Origin of the sequence: Flavobacterium chilense (assembly GCF_001602525.1) — a bacterium.
Taxonomy (GTDB): domain Bacteria; phylum Bacteroidota; class Bacteroidia; order Flavobacteriales; family Flavobacteriaceae; genus Flavobacterium; species Flavobacterium chilense.
The window spans coordinates 375341-389169 of record NZ_LSYT01000002.1; the positions used below are offsets into that span (position 1 = coordinate 375341).

General features: G+C 35.4%; 11 protein-coding genes. 3 read left to right on the forward strand and 8 right to left on the reverse strand.

The genetic code is table 11. From position 1 onward, the window contains the following. Positions 1–798 carry a DUF4349 domain-containing protein gene (locus A4F88_RS06665; protein ID WP_068841802.1) on the reverse strand — a complete coding sequence of 266 codons (798 nt, stop codon included), beginning with the start codon at positions 796–798 and terminating at the stop codon, positions 1–3. A gap of 80 nt (positions 799–878) precedes the next feature. Further along, entirely contained in the window at positions 879–1283 is a 405-nt protein-coding gene (gene rnpA / locus A4F88_RS06670) for a ribonuclease P protein component (protein WP_068841803.1), read from the reverse strand. Between the two features lie 125 nt (positions 1284–1408). Between rnpA and A4F88_RS06675 the strand changes: the two genes are divergently transcribed. The 3 genes from A4F88_RS06675 to A4F88_RS06685 all read left to right on the forward strand — a co-directional run bounded on the left by A4F88_RS06675 (position 1409) and on the right by A4F88_RS06685 (position 3988). Next, entirely contained in the window at positions 1409–2149 is a 741-nt protein-coding gene (locus tag A4F88_RS06675) for a lysophospholipid acyltransferase family protein (protein ID WP_068841804.1), read from the forward strand. A gap of 56 nt (positions 2150–2205) precedes the next feature. Continuing rightward, the gene (locus A4F88_RS06680) at positions 2206–3198 is read left to right on the forward strand and encodes an acyl-ACP desaturase (protein WP_068841805.1); all 993 of its coding nucleotides are present in this window, start codon (positions 2206–2208) and stop codon (positions 3196–3198) included. Positions 3199–3334: 136 nt separating this feature from the next. Beyond that, positions 3335–3988, forward strand: coding sequence for an HD domain-containing protein (locus A4F88_RS06685; RefSeq protein WP_068841806.1), 654 nt, complete (start codon positions 3335–3337; stop codon positions 3986–3988). A gap of 378 nt (positions 3989–4366) precedes the next feature. Here the strand turns inward: A4F88_RS06685 and A4F88_RS06690 are convergent, their stop codons facing one another. The 6 genes from A4F88_RS06690 to A4F88_RS06710 all read right to left on the reverse strand — a co-directional run bounded on the left by A4F88_RS06690 (position 4367) and on the right by A4F88_RS06710 (position 13687). Beyond that, a complete protein-coding gene (locus A4F88_RS06690) occupies positions 4367–9061 on the reverse strand; it encodes a tail fiber domain-containing protein (protein WP_068841807.1) in 4695 nt (1564 codons plus the stop codon). A 281-nt stretch (positions 9062–9342) separates the two neighbouring features. Continuing rightward, complete coding sequence (locus A4F88_RS25140; protein WP_073075422.1) at positions 9343–9465, reverse strand: FeoB-associated Cys-rich membrane protein; 123 nt, start codon at positions 9463–9465, stop codon at positions 9343–9345. A gap of 6 nt (positions 9466–9471) precedes the next feature. Next, a complete protein-coding gene (gene feoB, locus A4F88_RS06695) occupies positions 9472–11571 on the reverse strand; it encodes a ferrous iron transport protein B (RefSeq protein ID WP_068841808.1) in 2100 nt (699 codons plus the stop codon). Continuing rightward, positions 11571–11810, reverse strand: a complete 240-nt coding sequence (locus tag A4F88_RS06700) for a FeoA family protein (protein ID WP_068841809.1) — start codon at positions 11808–11810, stop codon at positions 11571–11573. Before A4F88_RS06700 ends, feoB begins: the two co-directional genes overlap by 1 nt. 103 nt (positions 11811–11913) lie before the next feature. Continuing rightward, positions 11914–12579, reverse strand: coding sequence for an SCO family protein (locus tag A4F88_RS06705; protein WP_068841810.1), 666 nt, complete (start codon positions 12577–12579; stop codon positions 11914–11916). A gap of 184 nt (positions 12580–12763) precedes the next feature. After that, on the reverse strand, positions 12764–13687 hold the full coding sequence (locus A4F88_RS06710; RefSeq protein ID WP_068841811.1) for a DMT family transporter: 924 nt from the start codon (positions 13685–13687) through the stop codon (positions 12764–12766). Between the last annotated feature and the right edge of the window lie 142 nt (positions 13688–13829).

Here is a 13829-nt window from a genome sequence, read left to right on the forward strand (position 1 = left end):
TTATTGTTTTTTTCTTTTAAATCTTTTTCTAATAAAATAAGCAAGGATGCAAAATACTATAATAAATGGCCAAACGCTAATGATTGAAATTAAAAATTCTGACAGGCTAAAAAAACCGGATTGAATAGCAGTCCATATTTTTGATCCGTACGAAGTTTTAACACTCTCCTTTTGTGCAATCGTCTTATAAAACTCAATCGAAACAGTACTTTCAGAAACACGGCTTTCAAGGTATTTCAACTGTCCTTCTTTGGCTTCAATTTCTTCACGGATAGCCGAAATCTGTTTTTCAATTTCTAAAATCTCACTGATTTTATTGGCTTTTTGCAATATCTCTAAATAGCGTGCCTCCAGTTTCCGTTTTGTATTTAATCTCGAATTCAGATCAATATATTCTTCCGTAACATTTTGAGAAGAAATATCTTTTTGATCAAAATAAGAAACACCTTTAGATATGGCTTGTAAAAAGGAGTCAAAATTCTGGCTAGGAATACGAATCGTTATATTACGGGTAATATTGTTGTAGTTTTTTGATTGAGAGTCATTTTGAATATTTCCTTTGTTTGCTTTAATCGCAGTTTGAATCTGATTATATGTATCTTCCAGATCACTTGTTTCAAATTTAAGATAAGCCTGTTTTATAATTTTTTGTTCAATAACAGCATCTTCATTAGGCTGAGCGGGTGAAGAAACCTTTACTGCAGAAATAGATAAATCATTGACAACTTGGTTAGCTTCTTTTTTAGCACAACCTGAAAGAGTCAAAAAGGCAAAGAATAAAAAGAAAATATACCGCATAATATTTCAAATTAAAGTTAAAACTACAATTTTTTTATAATTTTTTATTCAATTTGATAAATTAAGTTGCTTAACGTGGATTACAATTCTGATTTGTTTTCAGAGTCAGGAGTTTTATTTACTTGTTGCAGGAATTTCTCAAACAACTGAATCGTTTTGGTATTGATTTCTTGGTAGGATAATTTGTCTTTGGTCTGATAAAAAAACATGATAGAATAAGGCTCCTGAATGTTATCCAGAAGCAAATGTTTGTTCAGTCGGTAAGTTTCTCTTAAAACTCGTTTAAAGTAATTACGGTCAACGGCTTTTTTGAAATATTTTTTAGAAACCGAAACCCCAATTTTAATTTTTTCTTCAGCATCATCTTCCGCTTGACGATAAACCAGACGAAGCGGATATTTTGATACCGATTTTCCTTCAGAAAATAGTAATCCAATCGTAGTTTTGCTCTTTAAGCGTTCATTTTTAGGGTAGGTGAAGTTCATTTAATTCAGAAAAAAATTGCAAATTATGGAGCAAAGGTACAATTAAACCATAAAAACGCTTATTGTTTTCAATTTTTATAAGGCTAAAAATATATTTACTACTTTTGGCAATTAATTTTTTAAGCATGCAAAAGATAATTTCGTATCCGATATCAGTTATTTACTATTTATGTTTTGGATTGTGTCTGGCGGTTTTTCACCCAATACAATGGATTTGCCTAAATGTTTTTGGTTATCAGGCGCACAAAAAAAGTGTTGATTATCTCAATTTTTGCCTTTTAAAATGCACCAATCTTGTGGGAACTACCTATAAAATACAAGGTGCAGATACCATTCCAACCGGAGTTCCGGTAATATTTGTATCGAATCACCAAAGTATGTACGATATCGTTGCAATGATTTGGTACTTTAGACGTTTTCATTGTAAATTTGTAAGTAAGAAAGAGTTAGGAAGCGGAATCCCAAGTGTATCATTTAATTTACGTCACGGAGGATCTGTCTTAATCGACCGAAAAGACCCTAAACAAGCGATTCCTGTAATCAAAGGCTTGTCTGAATATATCGAAAAAAATACCAGATCTGCTGTAATTTTTCCTGAAGGAACACGAAGTAAAACAGGAAAGCCAAAAGAATTTGCACAAAGCGGCTTAAAAATCCTATGTAAATATGCACCCTCAGCTTATGTTGTACCGGTAAGTATAAATAATTCATGGAAAATGGTACGTTATGGCATGTTCCCGGTTGGTTTAGGAAACCGTCTTAGTTTTACCGCACATAAAGCAATGGCAGTAAAAGATTATGATTTTGCCGAGTTAATGGCTTTAACAGAGAAGGCAGTTGTAGAAGGAGTAAACGAGTATAAATAGATTTTTGCTTTTAGTAAAATAAACTAAAAGCCTAAATCCCAAATCTTAAATAAGTAATGTCTATAAAAAACATTAGATTAGAAGTAATGCAGTTTTTGGAAAAAAACGTGGATAGCTTCGTTGAACAGTATTTAATTCCAGTGGAAAAAATTTGGCAGCCGTCAGACTTTTTACCTAATTCTGAAGGAGAAAATTTCTTTGAGGAGGTAAAAGAGTTACGTGAAATTGCTAAAGAATTGCCATATGATTTCTGGGTAACGCTTGTTGGTGATACAATTACCGAAGAAGCCTTGCCAACCTATGAATCGTGGTTAATGGATGTAGAAGGAGTAAACCAGGTAGAAAATGGTGGAAATGGCTGGTCAAAATGGATCAGACAATGGACCGGAGAAGAAAACCGTCATGGTGACTTGCTTAATAAATACTTGTATTTGTCCGGTCGTGTTAATATGCGTGAAATTGAAATGACGACACAGCATTTAATCAACGACGGTTTTGATATTGGAACTGGATCTGACCCATACAAAAACTTTGTATACACCAGCTTCCAGGAATTAGCAACTTATGTTTCGCACAACAGAGTAGCACAAATGGCTAAGAAATTTGGTGATAACAAGTTGTCTAAAATGTGTAAAATGATTGCAGGAGACGAAATGCGTCATCACCATGCCTACAGCGAATTTGTTACCCGTATTTTTGCAGTAGATCCAAGCGAAATGATGTTAGCGTTTCAATACATGATGAAACAAAAAATCGTGATGCCGGCTCATTTCTTAAGAGAATCTGGTCAGAAGATCAGTTCAGCTTTTGAGCAATTTTCAGATTCTGCGCAACGTATTGGGGTTTATACAGCAAACGATTATGTAGACATCATGCAAAAACTAATCAACAAATGGGAAATTGATAAAATTTCGAATTTGACAGATGAAGCCGAAAAAGCCCGTGATTACTTAATGAAACTACCAGCTCGTATGGCAAAAATTTCTGAAAGACTGGTAATTCCTGCTGAAGGTCATATCTTTAAATGGGTTGAACCAGCGAAATTATAGATTTCTGATCGCAGATTTTAAAATGTAGACTTTAGATTGATATTGCAATTGATTCTTAATGTTCACATTAAAAAATAATATTTTGTTGATTGCTAAGGTTTTCTTTAGCAATCAACATTTTTTTTAAAGTAAAACTATGAATAATCCTGAACTTATAAATAAAACTATTGCTTTTGTAAAAGAGAAATTAAACGATGCCGAAGGCGGGCACGATTGGTTTCATATTGAACGTGTCTATAAAAATGCACTTTTGATTGCAAAAAACACAGATTGTGATACTACAGTTGTACAATTAGGAGCCTTACTTCATGATATTGCAGATAGTAAATTTCATAACGGAGATGAAACTATCGGACCAAGAACGGCACGTTTATTTTTAGAATCTGAAAAGGCTTCTGAAGATACTATTCAGCATGTGGTAAATATTATTGAAAACATCTCGTTTAAAGGCGGAAATTTCGAAAAGAAGTTTTCCTCTGTAGAATTAGATATTGTTCAGGATGCGGATCGTTTAGATGCAATTGGGGCAATTGGTGTAGCAAGGGCATTTAATTATGGAGGATTTAAAAACAGGGCTCTGTATAATCCGGAAATTGCACCTATTACCAATATGACCAAAGAGGAATATAAAAAGAATAACGCTCCAACGATAAATCATTTTTATGAAAAGCTTTTGCTGCTAAAAGACAAAATGAATACCGAAACAGGAAAGCAAATAGCTGCCGAGAGACATCGCTTTATGGAAACCTTTCTGGCTCATTTTTATGCAGAGTGGGAAGGAGTGAAGTAAATAACTTAGTTTGAGACTAACGTTGTACGAACAAGTAAGTTATTGCAACAGCACATAAAAAACCTAATGTAAACCATAGTAATCTTGCAACTCTATTGTCTCTTATAATTTCTAATTTTTCTTCTTGTGACATTTTCTTCGAATTTAATTTATCAAAATTAACTGATAAAAAAAGGACAAATAGGCCTTAAAAGTTTTTTATGTAATAATAAAAGACAAATTTTCTATTGATAATTTTTTACAGACTGTATCTGTTTTTATAAAAAGCAAGGCTACTGATAATCATCTTATATTCATTAATAAAAAACCTAACAGATTTTTAAATCTGTCAGGTTTGAATTACTGGAGTTTTATTTTGGTAACCTCTTAAATGTTGTTTTATTTTTTCAATAAATCTTTAATTTCCTGTACTTGTTTTTTCAAAGTTTCGACCTCAGATTTAAGATCTTCAATTTGTGTTTGTTGTTCTTTAACACCTTCAAGTAATACGCCGGTAAACTGAGCATAATTTACAACTTTAAAACCTGTTTCTTTATTGGTAAAAACCAATTCAGGATATACTTTTTCTAACTCCTGAGCAATCATACCAAGCTGTAGGTCGGTGCCTTTTGCAGCGTCTTTCCAGTAATAGGTTACACCTCGTAATTGTTTGATATTATTTAGTACACCAGTTAAGGTCTGAATATCTTTTTTCAAACGTATATCAGAAGGAGTAAATGCTGCTGTTGCAGTTATTGAACCACTCAGAACAACATTCCCCAATACATCCATAGTCATGCCTTTTGTAAGGTCTAATCTGTTAGTTAATAATCGATATCCCCCATTAAACATTCCTGTGAATTGATTACTAGCAGTAGATGCAATAGCTGAACTGTTTGAATTATCACCAAAAACAAATGCTCCTTTGTGTGTTGCGGCTACAGTAGCATTAGAGCCCATAGCAACGGCATATTGATCATAAACATAATTAGTATAGCCTATTGCAGCAGAATAATTACCATTAACAGTATTATTTTGTCCTGCAACAAAGGCAGCTGAAGCAGGAGTAGTGGTTCCTATTTTATTAGTGTTGCCAAATGCAGCACTATAGTCTCCAATATTAGTAGGTATTGACGACCCGATAATATTTCCAGATCCGGCTACAAAAGCTTGTTTACTATTGTAAATATTATTGCCATTACCCGCAGCAACACTGTAAGTACTAACGTTATCATTAATCTTGTTTTGATATCCTATAACCACTGAATAAGAAGATGTAGTAGTATTTTCTCGCCCCATTGCAACAGAACTATTACCGTCTATTACATTTAATGTACCCATAGCGACACCATTTTGTCCCCCTTTGGTGGAGTTAATAGTATTAGAAGACCCAAATGCTGCAGAATTAGAGGCGTTTATTTGGTTGTTGTAACCAGTGGCAAACGAGGCGGACAGTCTATAGGGTGATACGAATCCACCGGCAGGATCAACTGTTGGGGCAATGTTATTGTTTTGTCCTATTGTTGCTGAAAATCTACCCCCTGTTGTGTTACCTTGTCCAAAAGAAGTAGAAAGTTCCCCTGATGAAGTATTGCTGTTACCAACAGCAAATGATAAACCACCACTTGCAATTGAGGTGCCAAAAGCTATGGCACCCTCACCCGTTGCTTTACCTGCGGGAGATGTAGCTCCTGAAACTGGGCTTGTATAAGCAGCACCAAATGCAAAGGAATTTAGTCCAGAAGCTTCCGCTCCATTTCCTCCTGCAAAAGAATTTGTGCCTATAGCGAGAGCTATATCTGGTGTTCCTGTTCTTACAGCACCACGTACATCTAATGTAGCAATAGGAGCATTGGTATTAATACCTATTTTACTAGTTGTATTTCCAATAGCACCATTAATGCCAGTGCCAAATAACGTATTCCCAATGTTTAACTCGTTACTGGCTGCGGCCGAAGAAGTATTAATAGCTGTTGTGGCATCAGGTGTGCCACCAATAATAATATTACTGCTACCAGTCATGCCAGCAGCCATACCAGCGCCATTACCTATAGCTATATTGTAGCTTCCTGTAGTGCTATTTTGAAGTGTTAGATTACCTAATGCTACGTTGTATCCTCCAGTTGTATTATAATTCATTGAACTTGCTCCTAAAGCTGTATTATAAGAACCAGAAGTATTAGCAGTAAGCGCAAGGAAACCTATACCTGTATTTCGTCCTAAAAGAGTGCTACTATTAGCATTTGCAAGTGCTGCAGAACCGACAGCTGTATTACCAGCAAAAGTACTACCTGTTGCCTTTTTCAATGCATTAGCTCCAACAGCAGTATTGTCACTAACAGTACCACCTATAGCTAAGGCGTTATATCCTAAAGCTGTATTTGATGAACCGTTGTATGTTGTTCCTATACCTGTCCAATTAGTGAGTGTTTGTAAACCTAATGCAGTGTTATAATTACCACTAACATCAATACCAACCATACCAGCCGCAACATTCTTAACTCGAAACATTAAAGACTTACTGTCAGTAGTGCCAAAAAAGTCGGTACCTGTTCCTCCTATTGCCGGGTTTGTGCCAGCGTTACCCAACAAATTCCACGCAAACAAATTTGAGCTCTTTGTTTTTAAAACACCCGTTGTTGGATCTGCAAGTATTATATTATCTGTAACAGGAGTAGTTGTTGTTTGCAAGCCAGCAATTGCTAATGTATGGGTTGCATCTGTAGTAATGGTTGTTGTAGGTGTTTGTGTCAATGTACCACCCAATTGTACATTGCCAATAGTTGCTGTTAAGCCATTATTGGCTGAAATTAATACGGGTACCGCAGGCGTGCTTGCCACCCCATTTACGGTAGATACCAAGTTCCCATTCGCAGCAACTAAAGTATTGGTTGTAGTAGCCGGAGCACTATTTACAACAACAACATCGCCGGTAGCATTTATACCTAGCGTTGCAACACTTGCCGCTGTTGCTGGGCTTGTTGATGTTAAATTGCTTAGCCTAAGGCCCGATGTATTTGCTGCAGCAGATTTAACTTCAAATGTGTTGCCGGGATTGTTGGTATTGATACCGATACTGGCTGTACCAATGGCACTATTTATCGCCTTACCAAATAAGGCATTACCGATGTTCAGCTCATTACTTTTATCTGGGCCAGAAGCATCTATCCTGTAGCTGGTACTTCCACCTATCAAGATATTACTGGAACCATTTAACAATCCCTGGCCTACACCTGCACCTATAGCTATATTTTGATTACCAGTCTCAATTGAAAGATTACCAGCACCTATGGCTATATTATTCCAACCACTAGTGAGGGCTCCAATATTCTCAACACCCATAGCTACATTATAACTACCAGAAGTAAGACCCTGAAAATTTTGAACACCTGTAACCGTATTGTTAGTACCATCTGTAAGAGCTGAGAGGCTATTGCTGCCCATAGCTGTATTAAATTGACCCGTAACAAAAGGATTTAATGAACTGTTACCCAATGAGGTATTATTTTCCGCTATGTGACCTGCATAATTATTATTTATGCGGAAAAATAATGGTTGATCATCAGTGGTTCCTAAAAAGTTATTAGCCGGGTTTGTACCTGCATTTCCTTTTAACAGCCAGCCGTTGTTTAAAATTGAGCGGTCAAGTGTTGACAAAACTCCAGATGAATTCACAACTACTATATTATCAGTACCAGTAGGACTTGCCGATTGTAAGCCTGCAACTGCCAATGTATTGGCAGCATCAGTAGTTATTGTAGTTGGTTTTATTAATGCACCATCTAATTGCACATTGCCATTAGTTGCTGTTAAGCCATTGTTCGCAGAAATGAGTACAGAAACTGCAGGTGTTGTTTCTACGCCATTTATAGTTGATATTAAACTTCCGTTTGTAGCTGTTAAAGTATTGCTATTGATAATATTAACAGCAGTTCCAGTCACGTCGTTTACTGTTGTTGTTAGAGTATTTACTAATGAAGTGTTGGATACTGTTGTAGCAGGAACTAAATCTGCAGGCAAAAGGGTTCTTAAATTTCCATCTGTATCAGCAGTAACGATTTTGTCTGCTGTTGCACCTGCTGGTAAATTACGTATTTTAGCTTTTCCATTTACATCTAATTCTGCTTGAGGACTATTAGTATTAACACCTACTTTACCTGCTGTTCCTCCAACTGCACCGTTTATTCCAGTCCCAAACAGGGTGTTTCCTATGTTCAATTCATTACTTGCAGTTGGTGTAGAAGGATTTATATCTCCAGTTGAGTTTGCTCCTATTACTATATTATTTGAACCTGTTTCGATATGAAAACCAGACTTATAACCAATCAATGTATTAAAATCTCCTAGCACGTTATACCCGGCAGACAGCCCCACACCAGTGTTTCCAGAACCGTTTTTTACAGCATATAGCGCCCATGCCCCCATTGATGTATTGTCATTTCCTATCTCATTACTGCCTAAAGCACTGCTGCCTATTGCAGCGTTGTTTTTACCTGTTTTATTGTTCTGAAGTGCAGTCATCCCCATCGCAGTGTTGTTTGTCCCGGTAGTATTGGCGAGTAGTGAACCTACTCCAAAAGCCGAATTGCTTATTCCACCATTCTCTACATCAGGATTCATCAATGATAAATACCCAAATGAAGTGTTGGCTCCATTAGTTGGACTGGTAAGCATACCGGATATCTGATTGTTTAACTTAAACATCAAAGACTTATCGTCGGTTGTTCCAAGAAAATTTGTGCCTGGTATGGTGCCGGCATTCCCTGACAAGCTCCAATTATTGGTGAGTAATTCTGAAGATATTTTTTTTAATACGCCTGCAGCATTGGCAACCAATATATCGTCTGTTATAACGCCTGCCTGCAGATTTGAGATGGCTAATGTATTATCAGCATCGGTTTCAATAGTAGTGGGCTTAAGTAGGGTTCCTCCCAATTGAACATTTTCATCAGTTTTGGTTAAACCATTATCTGCAGTGTTAACAGTGTTTATATTTATGGTTACTTTTTCTCCATAAGGAGTAACTACTGTTTTTGTTTGTGCTATTATAAATGCGCTTTGAACTAATAATAACAAACATACTATCTTTTTCATCTGAAATGTTTTTGTCTTAAATAAGCAAGTTTTGAATGACTTATTTTTTTGCAAATTTATTTCTTCTGTATCACCAAGACAGGACCTAAACGTCTTAAATGTAACAGATTAAGACTTTCGTGTATCTGTAAAGTATTGTATATCTATTTGAAAAACAGGTTTTTAATTTTTCGTGTGCTGTTTTTTGAAATGCTTTAAAAATAAAACAGACATTGCAGTAGTTAACCACAATGTCTATTTCTATTTAAAGTTGTATGAATAATGTTACAGGGAAATTAAATCTAACTGCAACCACAATTTCCGTCACCGCAATCTTTTTTCTTCTTAGATTTCCAAAAGAATTTCTTAATCAGATAACCTACAGCGATAAATAATATGACAAAGGCAATAATCTCTTGTACCATAATCGTTTATTTTAAGAGTTGATACGCAAAAAGCGCGACAAAATAGGCAAGGCCACTCATTAAGACAAGCTGCATGGCAGGCCATTTCCATGAATTGGTTTCTTTTTTGGTAATAGCAAGTGTGCTGGCGCATTGCATGGCAAAAGCATAGAATAACAATAAAGAAATTCCTGAAGCAAAATTAAAGATCTTATGTCCGGTTTCAGGATTTATTTCTTCCTGCATTTTGCTTTTTATAGTAGCTTCGTTATCACTATTTCCAACACTGTAAATAGTTGCCAATGTTCCCACAAAAACTTCGCGGGCAGCAAACGAACTGATAATCGCAATTCCAATTTTCCAGTCGTAACCCAATGGCGAAATAGCAGGTTCAATTGCTCTTCCCATAATCCCGATATAGGAATTCTCTAATTTCTGAGAAGCCACTTCGTTTTCAAATCGGGTTTCATCCAACGGCGTATCAGCAAATCGTTCTTTTACGATAGTTTCAGCTTCGTTAAAATCTTTTCCGGGTCCGTATGACGCTAAAAACCATAAAATAACAGATATGGCCAGGATAATTTTACCCGCCCCCATAACAAAAGCTTTGGTTTTCTCTACCACATTAATCGCTACATTCTTAAACAACGGCAGTTTATAACTTGGCATCTCAACAACAAAATAGGTTTTTGCGCTGATTTTTAATATTTTGTTTAATACATAAGCCGAAAGAATTGCAGTTCCAAAACCTAATAAATACAACAACATTAAAGCCAGTCCCTGCATATTTAAAATACCAAAAACACGTTCGTTAGGAATGACCAGTGAAATAATAATAGTATAAACAGGTAATCTTGCCGAGCAGGTTGTAAACGGAGTTACCAGAATGGTAATCAAACGTTCTTTCCAGTTTTCGATATTTCGGGTTGCCATAATTGCCGGAATAGCACAGGCAGTTCCTGAAATTAAAGGCACAACACTCTTTCCGGAAAGACCAAATCTACGCATGATTTTATCCATTAAAAAAACCACACGGCTCATATAACCGCTTTCCTCCAATATGGAAATAAATAAAAACAGAAAGGCAATTTGCGGAATGAAAATAATTACACCGCCAATTCCCGGTACAATTCCCTGTGAAAGTAAATCGGTTAAAATTCCGCTTGGTAGTTCTGCTGCAACCCAGGTGCTTAAAGAAGCAAAAGTACTATCGATAAAATCCATCGGAATGGTTGACCAGCTAAAAATCGACTGGAAAATCAAAAATAATATCGCTAAGAAAATTACATAACCCCAAACCTTGTGGGTTAAAATACGATCCAGTTTAGCTCTGATATCTTTTGCCATTGAAGCATCTACCTGTAAACCCTGTTTTAAAACATCGTTTATAAACTGATAACGTTTTATAGTTTCTTTTTGCTGTAAGCGTTTTAATTCAGAATGTGATTTGGTAAAGGTACTTCTGATTTCATTTCGGTCCAGATTCGAAAAATTCACATCCTGCGTAATCACCAGCCATAATTTATACAATAACTGATTTGGAAATGCCTGTTGCAAATTTTGAAAATATTCAGGATCCATTACAGAAGCATTTAAACAAGGTTCATGAGGAATGGTTTTGTATGAAACAATAAGTTCTTTTAATTCCTCAATTCCTAAACCTTTTCTAGAACTTACTAAAGCAATTTTAGTTTTTAGTTTTTCCTCCAAATATGGGATATCCAGAGTAATTCCTTTGCTTTCCATACGATCAGACATGTTGATCACTAAGATTGTTGGAATTTCAAGGTCTTTTATTTGTGTGTAAATCAGTAAATTTCGTTTCAGATTTTCAACATCTGTTACAACTACTGCAACATCCGGATATAATTTGTCGTTTTTATTCAGTAAAAGTTCAATTACCACACTTTCGTCCATAGAACTGGCGTTAAGACTATAAGTTCCCGGTAAATCCAGAATGTTGGCTTTGATGTTGTGAGGTAATTTACAGAACCCAATTTTTTTCTCAACCGTAATTCCGGGATAATTTCCCACTTGTTGATTTAAACCTGTAAGCTGATTAAAAACAGAAGTTTTTCCTGTATTTGGATTCCCAATAAGGGCAACATTGATATTTTGAATGCTCATTACAAATTGGTTTTGATAAGTTCAACTTCAATTTCACGAGCAGTTTCAACACGAATGGCTACGTGTGAACCATTAATATCTAAATATAATGGATCTCCAAAAGGAGCAATTTGAAGCAATTCTACTACGTTGCCCGGCAAACAACCCATCTCTAATAATTTTAGGGGAATCAAATCGATATCAAAATCTTTGATAATGGCTTTCTCGCCTTTTTTCAGGGTGTGGATTGTATTTTGCAAGCTTATTTAGATTGAATTTAGATTGCAAAAGTAGACAATTATTCTTTATTTCAAGGCATTTAACACTAAGGGAAATGCTAAATGTTTCTAAAAATAAGGGATTTTACTCCTGACAAAGGAAATTAATGTCTTCTAAAAGACGTTTGATTTCTTCTTTATTTGTTCCGTCATAAAATCCGCGAACACGTCTTTTTTGATCTACCAGAACAAAATTCTCCGTGTGCACCATATCATACAATTGATCAGGACGACCAAGTTTAACTGCCAGATATGATTTTCTGGCCATAGTGTAGATCTCTTTTTTATCGCCGGTAACCAAATTCCATTTGCTGTCTACAACACCATGTTTTATCGCATACGCTTTCAAAACCGGAATACTGTCAACCTCAGGAAAAACTGTGTGAGAAAGCAACATTACTTTTGGATTGTTTAAAACTGCTTTTTGAACATCTTCCAGATTTGTAGTCATTTTTGGGCAGATAGATCCGCAAGTTGTAAAGAAGAAGTCGGCAACATAAATTTTTCCTTCATAATTCTTTTGAGTAATCGTGTCTCCATTTTGATTTACAAACTTAAAATCTGCAATAGTATGGTATTTACTTTTGTACTGTACTGTACTGTCTACCAATTCAGGGTTTACATCAGCAGGATTGAAAATAGGTAATGTTTTTTGTGGCTTTAAAGCCGAATAAAATAGAGATATGGTGACAGCCGAAAATACAATTAGAACAATAAAAAATTTTCGGTATTTGTATAGAAACGATTTCATAAAAATAATTTGGCGCAAAAATACAAAAAGGGCATTTTAAAAGCTGAAATTATCATCTTTTTAACAGCTTAAATCAATTGAAGTTTATGCCACTAATTACAAGAATTTCGACAAATCAAATCGCCGGAGACATCAACAAGCAATTAATTAGTGAAAATTCGTGCAACTTGTGATGAAAAACAATTTAAACCCTATTTTTTCTAATTGCTTTATTTACAAGATATATTCCTGCCAAAGTTACAGCAGCACCAATTACAATGGCCTGCGTTAACGTTTCACCAAAAATAAAAGATCCCAAAATCATTGCTACAATAGGATTGATGTAAACGTAAATACTGCTTATTTCTGTAGGAAGATGTTGTAATGTATAGATAAAAGCAATAAACGTAAGGACAGAACCAATGAGTACCAAATAAATAATAGCCCACCAGGATGCAGAAGGAATTTCACTTAATGGAATATTGACTCCTGAAGCCTCAGTAATTCCGATAAGGAAAACACTTGAAATCAACATTTGCAGGCCTAAACTAAAATAAGGATTAAAACTGGCGGCCTTTTTTTTAGTTTCCAGAATCCCAAATGCCCAGGATACAGTTGAAGCTGTCATCAGGATAATTCCGAATTGAAAATCAGGCTTTAAAAAATCGGTGATATAATCTATAAAAATGATACAGATTCCGCCAAAACTAATTAGAATTCCCATCAAAGCCATTCTGGCAATTTTCTGACCATTAAAAAAGTTGATTATAATAATCCAGATTGGGAAAAGTGCACTGATAATAGCACCCAGTCCGCTGCTGATATATTTTACGCCCCAGGTACTTAAGCCATTGCTTAAAACAAAATTCAAAATAGCTAATATGATAATAGTGCGCCATTGTTTGCCTTTTGGCCAGGGTTCTTTTTTTAAGATAAAATAACCCACATACAAAACCCCGCCTAAAACCTGACGAATAGTGGCCAATTGCAAGGCAGGCATATGTTTTACACCTTCTTTTGATGCTAACCAGGTAGTTCCCCAAAAAAAACTTACCCAGCATAAAGCCAAAATCGGTAATCCGATGGCATCAATTTTTCCTGAAACGGCATTCTGAATTTTTGCTCTCATTTTGACTTTAATTTGATAGGCAAATATTTCGAAAACTATTTTAATAATTCGTAAAATGCCCCCGTTAAATACATGAAAATATTTGATAGTATCTATCAAATGGTATTTAAAATTTATTTTTTCATGATTATTTCAAAAATTT